This window comes from Actinoallomurus sp. CA-142502 (assembly GCF_050936355.1).
In the GTDB taxonomy this organism is placed as follows: Bacteria; Actinomycetota; Actinomycetes; order Streptosporangiales; family Streptosporangiaceae; genus Actinoallomurus; species Actinoallomurus iriomotensis.
In genome coordinates, this window is sequence record NZ_JBNJMY010000001.1 from 4,658,309 (window position 1) to 4,675,838 (window position 17,530).

15 protein-coding genes are annotated in these 17,530 nt (G+C 69.5%); 10 read left to right on the forward strand and 5 right to left on the reverse strand.

Translation table 11 applies throughout. The annotated features are described in order from the left end of the window. Window positions 1–38 precede the first annotated feature (38 nt). On the reverse strand, window positions 39–1,031 hold the full coding sequence (locus tag ACQEV1_RS22315) for an NAD-dependent epimerase/dehydratase family protein (RefSeq protein WP_285565734.1): 993 nt from the start codon (window positions 1,029–1,031) through the stop codon (window positions 39–41). A 23-nt stretch (window positions 1,032–1,054) separates the two neighbouring features. Continuing rightward, complete coding sequence (locus tag ACQEV1_RS22320) at window positions 1,055–1,909, reverse strand: IclR family transcriptional regulator (RefSeq protein ID WP_285565733.1); 855 nt, start codon at window positions 1,907–1,909, stop codon at window positions 1,055–1,057. A gap of 115 nt (window positions 1,910–2,024) precedes the next feature. Here ACQEV1_RS22320 and ACQEV1_RS22325 point away from each other — a divergent pair, with 115 nt between their 5' ends. From ACQEV1_RS22325 to ACQEV1_RS22345, 5 genes are all read left to right on the forward strand, one after another. Beyond that, window positions 2,025–3,218 (forward strand): mandelate racemase/muconate lactonizing enzyme family protein, encoded by a 1,194-nt coding sequence (locus ACQEV1_RS22325; RefSeq protein WP_433395765.1) that lies wholly within the window; start codon window positions 2,025–2,027, stop codon window positions 3,216–3,218. Window positions 3,219–3,220: 2 nt separating this feature from the next. Beyond that, window positions 3,221–4,117, forward strand: coding sequence for a dihydrodipicolinate synthase family protein (locus ACQEV1_RS22330; protein WP_285619595.1), 897 nt, complete (start codon window positions 3,221–3,223; stop codon window positions 4,115–4,117). Window positions 4,118–4,248: 131 nt separating this feature from the next. Then, entirely contained in the window at window positions 4,249–4,896 is a 648-nt protein-coding gene (locus ACQEV1_RS22335; RefSeq protein WP_433395767.1) for a bifunctional 4-hydroxy-2-oxoglutarate aldolase/2-dehydro-3-deoxy-phosphogluconate aldolase, read from the forward strand. Beyond that, window positions 4,893–5,840: a sugar kinase gene (locus ACQEV1_RS22340; RefSeq protein ID WP_285619592.1), complete on the forward strand. Its 948-nt coding sequence runs from the start codon at window positions 4,893–4,895 to the stop codon at window positions 5,838–5,840. Before ACQEV1_RS22335 ends, ACQEV1_RS22340 begins: the two co-directional genes overlap by 4 nt. Before the next feature lie 115 nt (window positions 5,841–5,955). Beyond that, a complete protein-coding gene (locus ACQEV1_RS22345) occupies window positions 5,956–6,807 on the forward strand; it encodes a helix-turn-helix transcriptional regulator (protein WP_433395770.1) in 852 nt (283 codons plus the stop codon). 27 nt (window positions 6,808–6,834) lie between these two features. Here ACQEV1_RS22345 and ACQEV1_RS22350 read toward each other — a convergent pair whose 3' ends face one another. Beyond that, window positions 6,835–8,121: a Dyp-type peroxidase gene (locus ACQEV1_RS22350; RefSeq protein WP_433395772.1), complete on the reverse strand. Its 1,287-nt coding sequence runs from the start codon at window positions 8,119–8,121 to the stop codon at window positions 6,835–6,837. A gap of 68 nt (window positions 8,122–8,189) precedes the next feature. Between ACQEV1_RS22350 and ACQEV1_RS22355 the strand changes: the two genes are divergently transcribed. After that, window positions 8,190–9,413, forward strand: coding sequence for a right-handed parallel beta-helix repeat-containing protein (locus ACQEV1_RS22355; RefSeq protein ID WP_433395774.1), 1,224 nt, complete (start codon window positions 8,190–8,192; stop codon window positions 9,411–9,413). A gap of 7 nt (window positions 9,414–9,420) precedes the next feature. On the opposite strand, the gene ACQEV1_RS22360 is transcribed toward ACQEV1_RS22355, so the two are convergent. Next, on the reverse strand, window positions 9,421–10,233 hold the full coding sequence (locus ACQEV1_RS22360) for a hypothetical protein (protein WP_433395776.1): 813 nt from the start codon (window positions 10,231–10,233) through the stop codon (window positions 9,421–9,423). Window positions 10,234–10,944: 711 nt separating this feature from the next. On the opposite strand from ACQEV1_RS22360, the gene ACQEV1_RS22365 reads away from it, so the two are divergent. Then, complete coding sequence (locus ACQEV1_RS22365; protein ID WP_433395778.1) at window positions 10,945–13,344, forward strand: SdrD B-like domain-containing protein; 2,400 nt, start codon at window positions 10,945–10,947, stop codon at window positions 13,342–13,344. Window positions 13,345–13,433: 89 nt separating this feature from the next. On the opposite strand, the gene ACQEV1_RS22370 is transcribed toward ACQEV1_RS22365, so the two are convergent. Further along, complete coding sequence (locus ACQEV1_RS22370) at window positions 13,434–13,829, reverse strand: MmcQ/YjbR family DNA-binding protein (RefSeq protein ID WP_285619584.1); 396 nt, start codon at window positions 13,827–13,829, stop codon at window positions 13,434–13,436. Window positions 13,830–14,189: 360 nt separating this feature from the next. Here ACQEV1_RS22370 and ACQEV1_RS22375 point away from each other — a divergent pair, with 360 nt between their 5' ends. The 3 genes from ACQEV1_RS22375 (at window position 14,190) to ACQEV1_RS22385 (ending at window position 17,474) form a co-directional block, all read left to right on the forward strand. Next, complete coding sequence (locus tag ACQEV1_RS22375; RefSeq protein WP_433395780.1) at window positions 14,190–15,215, forward strand: lytic polysaccharide monooxygenase auxiliary activity family 9 protein; 1,026 nt, start codon at window positions 14,190–14,192, stop codon at window positions 15,213–15,215. 31 nt (window positions 15,216–15,246) lie between these two features. Next, the gene (locus tag ACQEV1_RS22380; protein WP_433395782.1) at window positions 15,247–16,629 is read left to right on the forward strand and encodes an endo-1,4-beta-xylanase; all 1,383 of its coding nucleotides are present in this window, start codon (window positions 15,247–15,249) and stop codon (window positions 16,627–16,629) included. A gap of 101 nt (window positions 16,630–16,730) precedes the next feature. Further along, window positions 16,731–17,474: an aminoglycoside phosphotransferase family protein gene (locus ACQEV1_RS22385; protein ID WP_433395784.1), complete on the forward strand. Its 744-nt coding sequence runs from the start codon at window positions 16,731–16,733 to the stop codon at window positions 17,472–17,474. Window positions 17,475–17,530 lie beyond the last annotated feature (56 nt).

Genomic DNA, 17,530 nt, shown 5'->3' on the forward strand with positions numbered 1-17,530 from the left:
GGCTACCTCCGGCGGATGGAGAGAGGGGGGTGACGGGATCAGGCCGAGCGGGCAGCCCACGCGGTGACGGCGCGGTCCACCATGTCGTCGTAGCGGAGGGCCGGGCGGAAGCCGAGCAGCTCCCGCGCACGCGCGTTGAGCGTCCAGTAGTTGGCGGCGGTGTCGGGAACGGTGATCTCGGCGACCCGCAGCCCCGTCCGCCGCCCCATCTCACGGGCCAGCTCGGCCAGGTCGACCGGCTCGTCGGGGCCGACGCCCAGCGTCTGTCCGACGGCGCGTGGCGACTCCAGCGCGAGCAGAACGGCCGTGGCCATGTCGGAGGCGGCCAGGATACCCATGCGCACGGGCATGCCGTCCTCCCTGGTGGCCGCGATGAGGGCGTCCTTGTCGCCGTCGGCGTGCGCGGCGAGGGCGGCGGCGGACCGCTCGTTGCCCGCCGCGCGCTCCCGCGCGATCCGCCGGCTGAGGAAGAAGCGCGGGCCGGAGAAGAAGCTCTCCGGGTCGAGCAGCTCTTCGGGATCCTGCACGTGCGAGAAGCGGAGGGTGACCGCGGGCAGGCCGTGCTTGCGCTCGTAGAAGCGCACCAGCTCCTCGCCGAGCGCCTTGGTCATGCCGTAGTAGCTGGTCGGGCGGCGCGGGTGATGCTCGTCGATCGGGAGATACACCGGCGTCAGCTCCGGGTACACCTCGCCGGTGCTGGCGAACACGAACCGGCGCAGCGGCCGCCGGGCCACGGACTCGAGCAGCCGGAACGTACCCGTCACGTTCGAGTCCACCATCGCGGCCGCCTCGGTGTCGTTCCACGACATCAGCGCCCCCAGGTGGATCACCGCGTCGACGTCGTCGAACACGGCGTCCGCCGGGGTGAGATCCTCCAGCCGCCCGGTGACGTACCGCACCCCGGCGACGGGCGACAGCGGCGCTCGCGCGTCCAGGCCGGTCACCGCGTGACCCGCGGCGGCCAGCGCCGCGACGACGTGCTGTCCGATGCGTCCGGCGGCTCCGGTGACCAGCACCCGGGGTGTGTTCATGAGACCTTCCTTCGCGGTGTTCGTCACTGTCGGCTCGATGAGGACGCCGTACCGGCCGACGGCCCGGCGTGCGGGCCGAGATAGCCGAGGCCGATGCTGATGCGGTCCGCGCTCTCGATCACGATCTGGGCCAGCTCGGTCTCCCTGGTGGACAGGTCGAGCAGGGAGAGCGGGCCCGACAACGAGATGGCGGCGGTGACCTGGGAGTCGCGGCCGCGGATGGGGGCGGCGATGCATGCGCGACCGGCGGCCAGTTCCTCCAGCTCCATCGCGTACGAGCGCTGCCCGACCAGGGCGAGCTCGTCGTCCAGCGCCTCATGCGTGGTGATGGTGTTGCGGGTGAAGCCGTGCAGGCCGGACTCGCCGAGCAGGTCGCGGCGCTCTGCCGCCGAAAGGCCGAGCAGCAGGCACTTGCCGAGGCCGGTGGCGTGCAGCGGGTTGCTCTGCCCCATCAGCGTGTACGACTTGCCCGCGATGGGGCCTTCGGCGTTGAGCAGGTAGAACACCTTGTCGCCGCGGCGGATGGCGACGTTCGCGCCGAACCCGTACTTCGAGGCGAGCATCTGCACGACCGGCCGCGCCTCCCGGTGGACGGGGTGCTGGTTGACCGCGGCGCCGCCCAGTGTGATCAGCGCCGGTCCCAGCCGGTAGAGCTGGCTGACCGGATCGCGTTCGACGTACGCGACCGACTCGAGCGTGGCGAGCAGCCGGGACGTGGTCGACACCCCGAGGCCCACCGTGCGGGCCACATCCGCGACGCGCAGCTCGGCCCGGCCGCCGACACCGCCGTCCAGGAACGCGCGGAGCACCGCGGCCGAGCGCTCGACGCTCTGGTTGGTGCCGCTGTCCCGCGATCCCGAACCCTCCGTCGTCGCCAATTCATACTCCTGACAGTGGTTGATGGGTCCCATAATGTGCAAGGGCCGTGCAATATGCAGACAGAGTATGCGTAATATGGTCGCTGTCAAGCGTTATCTGCATGATTGGGGTCTGATGAGGATCTCCGAGGTACGGACCTACACGCTCAAGCTCGCGCCCGACGACGAGGAGGGGGTGTATCTCGGACGCCGTCGCGACGGAGGCGCCCTCGCCCCGGACGACGGCTATGTGATCCGTGAGCCGTGGCGCAGCCTGTACTCGGCACGGTACGAGACCGTGCTCGTCGAGCTGGTCACCGAGTCCGGCGTCTCCGGCTGGGGTGAGGCGCTCGCACCGGTGGGCCCCGAGATCGTCCAGACGGCGATCGACACCCTGCTCGCGCCACAGCTGCTCGGCGCCGACCCGCGCCAGGTGCGGCCCGTGTCGTTCGCGTTGCGCGAGCTCATGCGCGAGCGCGGTCACCTCGTCGGGCACCAGGCCGACGCACTCGCGGCGGTGGACATCGCGCTGTGGGACCTCGCCGGCCGGTCGCACGGTCTGCCGGTCGCGGTCCTGCTCGGCGGGGCGTACCGGGACCGGCTGCCCTGCTACGTATCAGGGCTGCCGGTACCGACCGACGCCGAACGGGCGAGGCTCGCCGCCGACTGGGCCGGGCGTGGAGTGACCGCGATCAAGCTGCACCTCGGCCACGGCGTCGAGGCGGACCTCGCGACGTACGACACGGTCGCCGCCGCGGCCCCCGGCGTGCGCGTCGCGGTCGACGCGCACTGGGCCTACGATCGGCGCGACGCCATCCGCCTCGGCCGTGCGCTGGACGAGCGCGGCGCGTTGTTCCTGGAGGCACCGCTCCCGCCGGAGGACGTCGCCGGACACGCCGAGTTGCAGGGCCTGCTCGCCACGCCGGTCGCGGTGGGGGAGACGCTGCGCAACCGGTACGAGTTCGACCAGTGGCTCGGCGCGCGGGCGCTGTCCGTGGCCCAGCCCGACGTCGGGCGCACCGGCATCACCGAGGCGATGGCGATCGCGGAACTCGCGGCCGCCCGGCACCTGCCGGTGGCGCCACACCACTCGGTCGGCCTGGCCGTGTCCCTCGCCGCCGGCCTGCACGTGGCCGCCGCGGTCGAGAACCTGCTGCTGTTCGAGTACCAGCCCTCGACCCTGCGCGCGGCCACCCGCATCCTTCGAGAGCCGCTCGACCTGCCGCCCGACGCCGTGCCGCTACCGACCGGGCCGGGGCTCGGCGTCGACGTCGACGCCGAGTTCGTGCGCCGTGAGGCCGTGTCGACGACCAGCGTGAAGGAAGGCTGACCATGACGCATGCCGTAGCCGGGCTGATACCGATCCTCGCGACGCCGTTCCACTCCGACGGCTCGCTCGACACCGAGTCGCTCGCGCGGCTGGTCGACTTCTCGCTGTGGTGCGGAGTCGACGGCGTGGCGACGTTCGGGATGGCCAGTGAGGGGTTCGCGCTGACGGCGGACGAGCGGGCGCGGATGCTGGAGGTGTTCACGGCGCGGGTGCCGTCGGGCATGCCGATCGTGGCGGGGATCGGCGCGACGAGCACGGTCACCGCCGTGGAGCAGGCACAGCTGTCCCGCGACGCCGGCGCCACCGCGCTGATGGTGCTGCCGCCGTTCATGGTGAAGGCGTCGCCCGCACAACTGGTCGACTTCTACGGCACGGTGGCGAGCACGAGCGGCCTGCCGGTGATGGTGCAGGACGCGCCGGCCGTGACCGGCGTCTCGATGCCGGTGCCGACCCTGGTCGAGCTGAGCAAGCTCGACGGCGTGACCTCCGCCAAGATCGAGGCGCAGCCGACCGCGCCGAAGGTCGCGGCGCTCGTCGACGCCGTCGACGACTTCGCCGTCCTCGGCGGGCAGAACGCGCTGTTCGCGCTGGAGGAGTACGGACGGGGCGCGGTGGGGACCATGCCGGCCTGCGAGTTCGCCGACGTGTTCGCCGCGGTCCTGTCGGCGTGGGCGGAGGGCCGCGACGCGGACGCGCGGGAGCGGTTCGCGCGCCTGCTGCCGTTGATCAGGTTCGGCATGCAGGGTCCGATCGCCTGGGCGGTGCACAAGCACGTGCTCGTCCACCGCGGGGTGATCTCCGACCCCGCCGTACGCGCCCCGGCGGCTCCGCTGGACGCCGCGAGCGAACGCGACCTGCGACTCATCCTCGACGACCTGCGGCTGCCGAGTTTCCCGTGAGCGACCACGGGCCTTGGCGTGGGCCTTCCGAGGCCCGGCCTCCGCGTCGAGCCGGGGCGCCACCGGACGGCGGGCGTCCGCTTCACCGAGCTGAGCAGGCGGCCGGAGGCGGCCGCGGAACGGGAAGGGCGATGGCTGGACAGGCAGAACGGGACGAGGCAGCCGAAAAGCTGCGGGAGGCGTTGGCCGCCCGGCGGATGCTGGCCATCGTGCGGGGCGGCGACGCCGATGCCGCCCTGCGCACGGTGATCACGCTCGTCGAGGAGGGCGTGGAGCTGGTGGAAGTGTCCCTGGTGTCCGCGGACGCGCTGGGAGTGATCCGCCGGGCGCGGGCGGCCCTGGGGGATGGCGTCCGGCTCGGTGCCGGCACCGTGGTCACCGCCGAGGACGCGGAACGGTCCGCCGAGGCGGGGGCGTCCTATCTGGTCACCCCCGCGCTCGGGGAGGGGGTGACCGCCGGACGCCGGCTCGGCCTGCCCGTCCTCGCGGGCGCGCTCACGCCCACCGAGGTCGTGGCCGCGCTGGAGGCGGGGGCGGCCGCCGTCAAGCTGTTCCCCGCCTCACTCGGCGGCGTCCCGTACCTGCGCGCGCTGCGCGATCCGTTCCCCCACGTGCCGTTCATGCCGGTGGGAGGCGTGGACGCCGCGGCGGCGGCCGGTTACCTGCAGGCGGGCGCGATCGCCGTCGGGGTGGGCTCGCCACTGGTGGGCGACGCCGCGAATGGGGGAAGCACCGAGGAACTCCGGGCCCGCATCCGCGCCTTCAAGGACATCCTGTGATCGACGTGGCCACATTCGGGGAGACCATGGCCGCACTGCGCGCCCTGGATCCGATCAGACTCGGCGGGGCGATGCGGCTTTCGGTCGCGGGAGCCGAGTCCAACGTCGCGATCGGCCTGGCTCGCCTGGGGCACCGGGTGCGGTGGACCGGCCTGGTCGGCGCCGACGAGACCGGCGAGCTCGTGGTACGCACCCTGCGGGCCGAGGCGGTCGACGTGACGTACTGCCGGGTCGACCAGCGCGGACCCACCGGGCTGATCCTGTTCGAGCGGCGGGTGGGCGAACTCACCCGGGTGATCTATCACCGGGCCGGCTCGGCCGCGTCCTTCCTGACGCCCGCCGACGTGCTGCCCGCGCTGGACCCGCCGCCACGGATCCTGCACGTCACCGGCATCACCCCGGCGCTCGGACCCGAGCCCGCCGAGGCCGTCGAAGCGGCGGTGACCACCGCCGCCTCGGCCGGAGCCGCCGTGTCTCTCGACGTCAACTACCGCTCCGCCCTCTGGGACCGGTCCCGGGCGGCCCGGACGCTCCGCCCGCTGGCGCCCCGGCTCTCGGTCGTGGTCGCCTCGGAGGACGAGCTGGAACTGGTCGCCCCGGCCCCGGCCACAACCGAGGCCGATCGGGTGGCGGCGCTGCTGGAGGCCGGGGTCGCCGAGATAGTGATCAAGCGCGGCGCGGACGGTGCCACCGTCCACACCACGGCGGCGACCGCGCATTCGCCGGCCCGCCAGGTGCCGGTGGCCGACCCGGTCGGGGCAGGGGACGCCTTCGTCGCCGGATACCTGTCCGGCCTGCTCGACGGGCTGGATCCGGCCGCCCGCCTGGGCCGAGCCGTCACCACCGGCGCCTTCGCCGTCGCCTCCTCCGGCGACTGGGAGGGCCTGCCCACTCGCGACGAACTCAGCCTCCTGGACTCCTTGCCCGGCACCACCCTGCGCTGACGGGTTCGCTCGTCCCGTGGGCGATGGGCCCGAAGGGGGGATCGACGCTCCGTGGCTGGCGTGCGCGTACCTGCGGTAGGAACGATGGAGCATCGGGGAGAGAGGGAGGCAGGTCGTGATCGACCGGGCTGGACTGGCCGAGTTCCTGTGGCGCCGCCGGGAGTCGCTGCAACCGGAGGACGTCGGTCTCCCGCGTGGGCGACGCCGCAGGACCAGCGGGCTACGTCGGGAGGAGGTGGCCTCGCTGTGCCACATGTCGACGGACTATTACGCGCGACTGGAGCGGGAACGCGGGCCCCAGCCCTCCGAGCAGATGATCGCCTCGATCGCGCAGGGGTTGCACCTCTCGCTCGACGAGCGTGATCACCTGTTCCGGCTCGCCGGGCACAATCCCCCCGCCCGGGGCGCGACCAGTGAGCACATCAGCCCCGGCCTGCTGCGCGTGCTCGATCGTCTCGCTGACACTCCCGCGGAGATCGTCACCGAGCTGGGTGAGACGCTGCGGCAGAGCCCGCTCGGCGTCGCGCTCACAGGTGACACGACCGGATACACCGGCCCGGCGCGCAGCCGCGGCTACCGCTGGTTCACCGACCCGGCGACCCGGGAGCTGTACGCGCCCGAAGACCACCCGTTCCTCTCACGGATGTTCGTCTCGGGTCTGCGCGGGATCGTCACACTGCGCGGACCCGGTTCGCGGGCGGCGCATCTCGCCGACCTTCTCCTCGCCCAGAGTGAGGAGTTTCGGAGCCTGTGGAAGAACCACGAGATCGGCATCCGTCCCGACGCGTCCAAGCGCTTCGTCCACCCCGAGCTCGGCGCGCTGGAACTGAACTGCCAGACGCTGCTCGACCCGGAGCAGGGGCACCTCCTGTTCGTCTACACCGCGGTTCCGGGCAGCGAGAGCCACGACAAGCTGCAGCTGTTGTCCGTGATCGGCACGCAGGCGCTTCGCAGCGGAAATGGATGAGCGGCCGCGCGGCCGTTCTCGGCCTGTTCAGCGGAAGAGCTGGGCGCCGAGCGGGTGTTGTCGGTCGAAGCCGGGAAGTATGAGGAAGGTCCCACTGGCAGTCGTGGTCGTGAATTTCATCAGTGCGTCGGAATCATCCATATGAGTGAGGGTGCTGGTGAATGTTCGTATGTCGTTCTGGAAGCTCATGAAGAGCAGGCCGGGGGAGGGTTCGTCGGTACTGTAGGAGCGACGGAGCATGAGGCCGACGCCGACCACGTTGGGGTTCGCTCTGCGGACGTGGGCGTCCGCCGGGACGAGGTAGCGTCCGTCCGGCGTTTTGGCGCCGAGGTCAGGGTCCGAGACGATGGTGTCACCCGACAGGGGCACGCCAGTGGCTCGGTGTCGGCCGAAGACGGCCTCCTGGTCGGCGACGGACAGCTTGGCGAACCGCGGCAGGTCGAGTTCCATGCGTCGTAGTACGGCAAGGGTGCCGCCGGCGACTGGAGCCGGCCCGGCCAACCACAAATGGCGTTGTTGTTCGACCGGCGTGTGGGGGCCCACGATGCCGTCGATGAAACCGAGCAGATTGCGTGGCGCGGTAAGGCCCTGACCTACTGGAATGTTCGAACCGCGGCGTCCGGACTGCCGCCAGCGTTCGTGTATCCGGTCACCGGCCTGGTCCAGGAGCGCGGCGGCGACGATCGGTATCACCAAGGCGTCGCCGGCGCAGATCTGTATCAGCAGATCACCGCCGCGTGCCTGTGGGGCGATCTTCTCGCGGGAGAATCGCGGGAGGTCCACCGCGCCGGGCAGGGAAGGATCGACCGTGCGCACCAGCCGGGGGCCCACCCCGATCGTCACGGTGAGATCGCCCGGCGGCAGGCCCAGCAGTCGTGCATCGGTCCCCGAGGTGAGTGTGCGGATGGTCTGGCCGAGTTCGACCAGCAACGGGCCGACGGCCACGGCGTCACCGACGTCGGCCACCACGGCCAGCAGGTTCGGTTGGGCCGGTTGCGGGAGCGTGACGCCCGCCTGGTACCGGCCCGTTGGTGACACCGATGGGGTCGGCGCGGGGGCATCGGACGGGTCTGACTGGGCGGAACGCGATTCGCACCCGGCGGTGAGGCCAGCGGCCGCCACGGTGCCGGCCGCCACGGTGCCGGTGGCACTGAGGAACGTGCGGCGTGACGGGCGGGAGTCGGGTAGGCGCACAGTGTGAACAATGCCATATCCGTCCTGACGCCGCCGAATCCGGCGGACGCCCGTGCCAGGATGCGGCCATGCCTCGTCTCGGTTTTCGAGTGTCGGCCGCCGTGCTGGGCGCACTGGCACTCGTACTGGCCGGCTGCGGCTCCGGCGATGACGGATCGAGCCCCGGCCGACGACCGTCCGGTGTGCATGTGACGATCAAAGTGCCGGCCGACGCCCCGACGATCTCGGCTGCGGTGTCTCTGGCTCGGCCCGGCGATCTCGTGTTGGTCGCGCCGGGCGTTTACCACGAGTCGGTGAAGATCTCCACGGCTCGCATCACTCTTCGGGGCGAGTCTCGGGACAAGGTCGTCATCGACGGGCGGTTGCAGCAGCCGAACGGCATCGTCGTCGCCGCTCCCGGAGTAGCCGTGGAGAACCTGACCGTGGAGAACAACACGCAGAACGGGGTCCTGGTCACCGGTTCGGCGGAGGCGGTCGCCGGGTTGCCGGGGCGGTCGGGCGGCTACGACACCGGCGATGAGCCCGTCGCCTTCCTGAAATCATTCCTGGTCTCCTACGTGACCGCGACCCGCAACGGGCTGTACGGCATCTACTCGTTCTCCGCGCAGGACGGTGTCATCGAGCACTCGTACGCGTCGGGCGGGGCCGACTCGGGGATCTACGTCGGACAGTGCAGGCCGTGTCGCGTCGTGGTGCGGGACAACATCGCCGAACTCAACGCGGTCGGTTACGAAGGCACCAATGCCAGTGGCGACATGTACGTGGTCGGCAACCGCCTTGTCGGTAACCGGGTCGGACTCACCACCGACTCCGACCACCAGGAGAAGCTGCTCCCGCAGCAGGGTGCCGTCATCGCGGGCAACCTGATCGCGGCCAACCAGCAGACGGCGACCCCCGAACAGGCCGACGGCGGGTGGGGCATCGGCATCGGCATCGATGGCGGCACCGACAACCGGTTCGTCCGCAACCGAATCGCCGACAACGGCAACGCCGGGCTGGTGATCACCGCGACCGCTGACATACCGCCGGACGGCAACCAGATCCTGGACAACACCTTCGCCGCCAATGGCGTTGACGTCGGCTGGACGTTCCCCACCGCCACGCGGGGACGGAGCAACTGCCTGCGCGGCAACGATCTACGAACCACGGTGCCCGCCCATCTCGCGAAGACCGCGTCCTGCCCGCTTCCCGCCCGGTCGTCCTCGCCGTCCGGAACGTGGGCGACGCCGAAGGCGCCTCGCGGTATTCCGTTCACCAATGTGGCGGCGCCCGCCACTCAGCCACAGTTCCCGAACGCCACCACCACGGGCGCCACCGCCGTTCCGGCCGTTCCAGCCCTGCCGGACACGAAAGGCATCCCGCTGCCGCCGGCGTCACTGCTCGCCGCGGGCGCGCGGGTGCAGACGTCCTGAGTGGCGGCTACCGCGTCGGGGTGATGCCGGGCACCGGCCGGACCGGAACGTACTTCTGGGTGTCGAAATCGATGAGCACCGGCTGCGATTCGGAAGCCACACCGACGTGAACCTGGTACATGGTGCCGTCCGAGCCGATCCAGTAGCGCACGGAACCCGCCGTGCCGGACGTGGCACGGGCGCTCGGCCCGGTCATGACGTCCACCTGGTGCCCGTTCAACCGGTCCTTTCCGACCCAGGCGGCACCGTTCTGCGGCAGTAGTTCGGCATTGTCCGGCCTGTCGCTACCGAGACTCAGTGCGATGGCCAGCGAACTGTCCAGCGAACTGCCGGACGCCCGCAGCGCACGGCCGTACCAACCCGACCCCGGCGGCGATGCCGGGGCCTCCGCCGGGGCGTCCGCCATCGGGTGGACGAACACGGTGGTGGCCGTCCATTCGATCAGCCCGTCGCTGGACGTATCGCGTCCGGTGCCGTGCACCGCGCCGTAACCGAGTTTGTCGCGGTAGTCGATGGATCCGGTGATGATCAGCCCGCCGGCGGTGCCCGGCACGTTGATGGTCACGGCGCGACCGCCCGCCTGGTAGTTGCGGAACCGCATGATCGCCATACGGTTGGCCTGATCCGAGGTCAATGCGCGCGGACCGGTAGGGGTGGAGTCGTTACCGGCGACCAGGAGGGCGGCCACCGTAACGGCCGCACCGGCGATGACGGCTGCCGCCCAGCGTGGCCGCAGCCATCGGCGCCGGCCGGCCGCACGCCGCGAATGATCCTGCTGGGTTCTTATGCTCCGCACGCGGCGCAACGCTACACGTTCCACGCATTCATCCTCTGATTTCCCCGATCTTACTCTTGGCGCACACGCGGTACAGTATTGTGCTCGGTGGGGTTCTTGGGACGACCATTCTGACTCTGTTCCATTTCTGCGAGTCGTTAACTGTGATGGTTTCGGGGCGAATGTCGTGTCCTGTCCAGGTTCCCGCCGGGTGAAGGCAGGGTTCGACGGCGTCGAGTACGGTGTACGCGCCGCTGGCGTATGGCGATCGGTGCTGGGGGCGATAACACGGTGATTGAGTTGCGCAGCAAACCGCGCAATCGGAGCGGAGATTCTGTGCACCGCAGCCGCTTCCATCGCCCCGATCGGCACCGTGTTCCACCGTGTTCTCCCCACGATAAGCCTGGGCGAAGTCCCGTCCCCGGCCACGAACGCGCGTGCGTTTACTGACCCGTGCGCCCACAGCCTGGATACGCCGATCGGCATGACGCCCTCACGCGCGGCGGACTCTGACTCAACCTTCGGGAAAATCGCGAAGCAGGGCCCACGGAAACAGCGGTGGGCCTCTTTTCGTGGTCGGCATGTCACCCGGGGCCGCGAAGCGAATGTGCAGCTCGAAGCGGGTGTCTGGTTCACATGACAAGGGAGTGATGGCCTATGGGCCGAGTCGATACAAGAATGCGCCGGACGGCCGGGAAGCGTACGGGTCCGCTGGCGCGAGTGGGCATTAGCGTTCTCTTGCTGGCGGGTAGCACCATGGCCGCGACGCCGGGGACGGCCGCCGCTTCGACTGGCGACGGCACACTGACAGTTCAGGTGCTGCGGGATTTCTTCGGCACGGGCGTGATCAACGCGACCATGGACGCGCCGCAGCGGGGCATGAAGGTCCAGTTGACCGACCCGGCCGGCCATCATGTCACCGGCATCACGGATGCCACCGGAAAGGTGGCGGTCTCCCGGTCGACCGCGCTGACCGGCGGCCACTACCGCGTGGATGTCACCGTCCCGGCGCCGTACAGCAATTATCTGCGGGCGGCGCCGGCCTCGACGGCGGCGAACCACTTCGACAGCTTCACGACCTTCGTGGACGTGTCGGGTGGTAAGAACGCCTCGGTGATCACCGGGGTCTGGGACGCGGCCGACTATGCGCTGCCGGACTCGCGGTATTTCGTGCCGATCCAGAATGGTCCCGGCGGGAAAGACACCCGGTCATTGGTGGCGTTCGGGACGAACGTTCGGGGTACGTGTCCTGACCACGCGGCGTGCCCGAGCGTGCTCGACACGCAATCCCAGGTGGGCACGACGTACGCGCTGGCCTACGACAGGTACCGGCACCGGCTGTTCCAGGGCGCGTTCGCCCGGCGGCACAGCCCGTACGGGCCGAACGGCGGTAACGCGATCTACACCGTACCGGCCAACGGCGGGGGCGCACCGACCCTGTTCGCGAAGGTGCCGGGCGCCGCGGTGACGCCGCACGACACCGCCAACCTGAACAAGGACCCTGGGTTCACCAATGCGCCAGGTAAGGAGAGCATCGGCGGCCTGGCTCTGTCGGAGGACGGCTCGACGCTGTACGCGGTGAACCTGCGGACCCGGACCCTGGTCAGCTTCAACGCGACCAGGGCCGCCGCATCCGCACCCCGAGCGACGGTGCCCATCCCGAACCCGGGCTGCGCGGCGCGCACCGACTGGCGGCCGTTCGGACTCACCACGCACAACAACACGCTCTACGTCGGCGGCGTGTGTAACGCCGAGAGCACGCAGAACCGCGGAGACCTGAAAGCCGTCGTCTACGCCTACGACGGCAAGCGGTTCGCCACGGTGATGACCCACCCGCTCACCGGCGAGCGCGGTTCCGTCTATCGCGGTGCCGAGGGAATCGCCCAGGCCAACCAGTGGAACCCGTGGAACACCAACCTGTTGACCTGGGACAAGCACAGGATCAGCAATGTCATCGTCGATCCGCAGCCCGAGCTCGCCAGCCTCGCCTTCACGCGGGACGGGTCGATGATCCTCGGTTTCCGCGACCGGCTCATGGATGTCGGTGCGGGTGGACAGGACCCCCGGCCGCTCAACAACACCCCGGAAAGCGGCATGTCCGGTGGTGACATCAACATGGCCTGCGCCAAACCCACCGGTGGATACTCGTGGGAAGGCACCGGAAATTGCCCCAACCACGCTAAATACGCCACCGACGGCGGCGAGAACAGCGGCGTCGTCGAATACTTCCCGGGCGACTACGTTCGGAACAACGGCGCACCGAACGATCCCGTCGGGGTGCACAACGAAGCCTCGCAAGGGTCGGTTGCCTACATTCCGCAGCAGCAATGGGTCATCAGCACAGAGATGGACCCGACCGACAACTACGGCACTGACGGGACCGGTTACTACAACGTCGAGACCGGTCAGGGGCCCGGTAACAACCACTCCGCCAACGCGTACCAGTTCGTCGGTGCGAGCCAGAACGGGTTCGGTAAGGCCGGCGGGCTCGGCGATATCGCGTACGCGGCGGCGAACGCTCCGATCCAGATCGGCAACCTGGTGTGGTTCGACGGCGACCACAACGGGATCCAGGATCCGGCGGAAGTGCCGCTGCCGAACGCGACGATCAACCTGGTGAGCGCCAGTGGCAGGCAGGTCGCCACGACCAAGACCGATGCCGCCGGCGAGTACTACTTCGGTGGGGTCGGCGCCGCCCAGCAGCTCACGCCGGGTGCGAAGTACACGGTGCAGTTCGACGTGTGCACCGCGAACACCGGCAATGTGCCGGGTCGGCCGCCGGCCGCCATGCTGCGGTTCACGCTCCCGCTGGCCGGTAACGACCGGGCACATGACTCCAACGTGATCCCGCCGACGACCGGGCAGCCGTGCAACGGACACGCACCTGTCACGGCGCCGGGCAAACCAGGAGAGGTCGACCACACGATCGACGCCGGCGTGTACGTCTCCAAGGCGCCGCCGACTTCTCCGCCTCCCACCTCTCCGCCGCCCACCAAGCCGCCGCCCCGGCATGGCGCAAGCCCGGGTCCGCTGCCCTTCACCGGTATGTCCCACTTCCTACAGATGATCTCTATCGGTGCCTTGCTGCTCGTTGCGGGCGTGGCACTCGCGTACCTGGGCCGGAAGCGTCGCGCCAGGCGACTGGAACAAGGCTGAAAGACGGGTCGTCTGCCCGCCCACGATCCCCTGCGGGCACGGGCGGGCAGACGACGCCTTCAGGTCACGTTCGGCGGCCGGTCAAGCGTTCACCCCGGATCAGTGTTGGACGACACGCCGGCCTCATCGAGGTCGCCGACGAGCGCGTCCGGCGCACGCATGCGCCACGCGTCGGTGATGAGTTCTTTCAGGCGTTCGAACCCCACCTCTGCCAGGCGCAGCATCACCAGGGGCAAGCCGTCGTAGCCGGGCGTGGTGAAGAAGAGGTCGGGCTCGCCGAGGAGGAGAGCCTGCTTCTCGGCCTCGTCGCCGACGAAGAGCACCGCGATATCGGTTCGGATGAGGCGCGGCTTCCCCGGCGTGCGCTCGGGATAGGACCAGACGAACCCTTTGTCGGCCACCCGGAAATCGAAGCCGTCACTGTCGATCTCCACCACGTGAGGCAGAGACAGCGCCAACCGGCGCACATCGTCGGCGTCAGCCACCGAGATCCCTCCCAGAGCGCACGATCCGCATGTGCAGAGGCTAGCGCCGGCCGCCGAACTGCGGACGAGGGGTACCTTCAGCAGCCACCTGTGTGCCGTCTTCGCGAAACTCGGCATCCAGTCGCGCGTGCAGCTGGCGAATGTGTTCCACGCCGAGATGACGAACTAGAGCCGAAAACAGCACAGTCCTTCACCTTTCATCGGTTTTCATTAATGCCGCGTCCGGCGGCCGATGAACGTGCAGGTGAGAGGCCTTCCCATGGATCGGCCGCCGAGGTCGCTTGATATGTCGCGGGAAAGCACGATTCTCGTGCTGAGAGCGCATTCGCCACCCTCTGCCGACGGTCGAAGGGAAGAATCTTGAGGAGACAACGGAGAAAGTTACTCGCCTGCGTGCTGTCGATGCTCGTCGCGGCACTGGTGGGCACGAATCTGCTGACCGCCCGGCCGGCCCTGGCGCACGGCGCTTTCATGAAGCCGGGCAGCCGTACGTTCCTGTGCTGGGAGGACGGGCTCACCGAGACGGGCGAGATCGTCCCGAAGAACCCGGCGTGCGCGGCCGCGGTCGCGCAGAGCGGCACGAACTCGCTCTACAACTGGTTCGCGGTGCTCCGCTCGGACGGCGCCGGCCGCACCCGCGGGTTCATCCCGGACGGGCAGTTGTGCGCCGGCGGCAACCCGAACTACACCGGCTTCGACCTGCCGAGCGCGGACTGGCCGGTCACCCACCTGACGAGCGGGGCGAACTTCGACTTCCGCTACAACAAGTGGGCCGCGCATCCCGGCAGCTTCTACCTGTACGTCACGAAAGACGGCTGGGACCCGACCAAGCCGCTGACCTGGGACGAGATGGAGTCCTCCCCGTTCCTCGTCGCCGACCACCCGCCGAGCACCGGCCCGACCGGCAGCGTCGACGGCTACTACTACTGGTCCGGCGCTCTGCCGGCGAACAAGACCGGACGGCACATCATCTACTCCGTCTGGCAGCGGTCCGACAGCAACGAGACCTTCTACGGATGTTCCGACGTCGTCTTCGACGGCGGTAACGGCCAGGTCACCGGCGTCGGCCAGGGAGGCGACCCGGGCACCAGGCCCTGCGACGCCACTTTCGCGGTCACGAACTCCTGGTCCGGCGGGTTCCAGGCCGAGGTGACCGTGAGCAACCCGGGCGACACGGCGCTGAACGGGTGGACGGTGAGCTGGCTGCCGCCGAGCGGTCAGACGGTGAACAGCGTCTGGAACGGCACCCTCACCGTCAACGGCGACCTGGCGAGCGTACGGAACGCCGACTGGAACCGGTCGGTCCCTGTGGGCGGATCGACCACGTTCGGGCTGGTCGCCAACGGCCCGACCACGGCCCCCACCCTCACCTGTGCCAGCCCGTAGGCCCGGCCCCGTCATGAGGAGGAGAAACGCGATGCCATCCCGGCGAGGACCGGTGGCCGTCCTGGCCTTACTGGCCGTACTGGTCACCGTCCTCGCGGCGCTCACGACACCGGCGGCCGTCGCCGCGTCGACGCTGAACCAGCTCGCCCGGGCCCAGGGCAAGTACTTCGGATCGGCCACCGACAACCCCGAACTCTCCGACAGCGCGTACACCGCGATCCTCGGCGGGGGGGAGTTCGGCTCGACCACTCCCGGCAACTCGATGAAGTGGGACGCGACCGAGCCCCAGCAGAACCAGTTCAGCTACGCCCAGGGCGACGCCGTCGTCGACTTCGCCGACGCACACGACATGATGGTGCGCGCCCACACGCTGGTCTGGCACAACCAGCTCCCGAACTGGCTCACCTCCGGCAACTGGAGCGCCCCCCAGCTCACCTCGATCCTGCAGAACCACATCGCCAACGTCGCGGGACACTACAAGGGCGAGGTCTACTCCTGGGACGTCGTCAACGAGCCGTTCAACGAGGATGGGACGTACCGGTCCGACCTCTGGTACAACACGCTCGGCTCCGGTTACGTCGCCACCGCCCTGCGCGCCGCCCGCGCGGCCGACCCGAACGCCAAGCTGTACATCAACGACTACAACACCGAAGGCAGCGGCGCGAAGAGCGACGCGATGTACGACCTGGTCAAATCGCTGAAAGCGCAGGGCGTGCCCATCGACGGCGTCGGCTTCCAGGCGCACCTCGCGGTGCAGTACGGGTTCCCGTCGGGCATGCAGGCCAACCTGCAGCGCTTCGCCGATCTCGGAGTGGACGTCGCCATCACCGAACTCGACGTGCGGATGGAACTGCCCGCGGATTCCGCCAAGGTCGCCACGCAGGCCACCTACTACGCGAACGTCACCAAGGCGTGCATGGCCGTCGCCCGGTGCGTCGGGATCACCATCTGGGACTACACCGACAAGTACTCGTGGGTGCCGGGGACGTTCAGCGGCCAGGGTTCGGCGCTGCCGTGGGACGAGAACCTCAACAAGAAGCCCTCCGTCTACGATGCCATCGCCACCGCCCTGGGCGGCTCCGGTGACGGCGGGGGCGGCGGCACCGCGAACTGCGAGGTCGCCTACTCGACGAACGACTGGGGATCCGGCTTCACCGCGAACATCACCCTCACCAACCAGGGCCCGGCCATCAGCGGCTGGACCCTGAAATACTCCTACGCCGGCGACCAGCGGCTGTCGCAGGGCTGGAGCGGCACCTGGTCGCAGTCCGGCAAGGACGTCTCGGTCACCAACGCCGGGTGGAACGGCACCCTCGCCACCGGTGCCTCGACCTCGATCGGCGCCAACTTCACCTACAGCGGTTCCAACACCGCGCCGACCGCGTTCACGCTCAACGGCACGCCCTGCGACTGACCACCGCAACACGCGATCACCCAGGACGCCCCAGGGCGCCTGGGTGATCGCATCTCGCGTGGGCGACCTGCCAAGACGGCGGCGATGAAAGGAGGCAGCGGATGTCTGAGATCGTTGACGGCGTCGTCCCTCTGCGAGGAGGCCGCATCGCCCGCGGCGTCGTCCGCATCGGTGACACGGTCCGGAGGCCGGCCTCGGGTGCCTCGCCGTTCGTCGCCTCCTTGCTTGATCTGTTGGAGAGCCGAGGGTTCACCGGGGCCCCGCGATATCTCGGTCGGGATCAGGCAGGCCGGGACATCTTCAGTTACGTGCCGGGCTGGGTTCCGGCCAAGTTCCAGCCATGGACCGACGCGCAGGTCGCCGCGGCCGGCGCCCTGGCGCGAGCCATGCACGATGCCACCCGGGGCAGCGATCTTGCCGGTCGGCATCAGGTCGTGTGCCATCACGACCTGGGGCCGAACAACGCCGTCTTTCAGGACGAGAGGCCGGTCGCCTTCATCGATTTCGACATGGCTGCGCCGGGCAGTCCGCTGGAAGACGTCGGGTACATGTCCTGGCTGTGGTGCGTGTCCTGGAAGGCGGGGGCTCCTTCCGCGGACGTCCAGGCCACCCAGGTGCGCGTGCTGGCCGACGCCTATGGTCTGGCTGGTCCTGAGCGTGCTGTTCTGGTCGACGCGATGCTGGAACGGCAAGTCCGCAATGCCCGTTTCTGGGCGGAGGTGCAGGCCGGCTTCCCGGTCGTCGAAGTAACTGACGAGCAGATCTCGGATCGCATCACCTGGTCCCGGCGCGAGCACGGGCACGTCGCTGAGCACCGCAAGGTGTTCGAAGACGCCCTGAAGTGACGCACCGGGGAGATCACCTGATCAGGCGACTCCTGTCGCTCGTTCACCCCTGTCGC

What these genes read in the sequence shown, in the direction of transcription:
- ACQEV1_RS22315 (WP_285565734.1), bottom strand. Translation starts at nt 1,031, where the DNA reads ATGAACACACCCCGGGTGCTGGTCACCGGAGCCGCCGGACGCATCGGA.
- ACQEV1_RS22325 (WP_433395765.1), top strand. Translation starts at nt 2,025, where the DNA reads ATGAGGATCTCCGAGGTACGGACCTACACGCTCAAGCTCGCGCCCGAC.
- ACQEV1_RS22330 (WP_285619595.1), top strand. Translation starts at nt 3,221, where the DNA reads ATGACGCATGCCGTAGCCGGGCTGATACCGATCCTCGCGACGCCGTTC.
- ACQEV1_RS22335 (WP_433395767.1), top strand. Translation starts at nt 4,249, where the DNA reads ATGGCTGGACAGGCAGAACGGGACGAGGCAGCCGAAAAGCTGCGGGAG.
- ACQEV1_RS22365 (WP_433395778.1), top strand. Translation starts at nt 10,945, where the DNA reads ATGGCCGCGACGCCGGGGACGGCCGCCGCTTCGACTGGCGACGGCACA.
- ACQEV1_RS22380 (WP_433395782.1), top strand. Translation starts at nt 15,247, where the DNA reads ATGCCATCCCGGCGAGGACCGGTGGCCGTCCTGGCCTTACTGGCCGTA.
- ACQEV1_RS22385 (WP_433395784.1), top strand. Translation starts at nt 16,731, where the DNA reads ATGTCTGAGATCGTTGACGGCGTCGTCCCTCTGCGAGGAGGCCGCATC.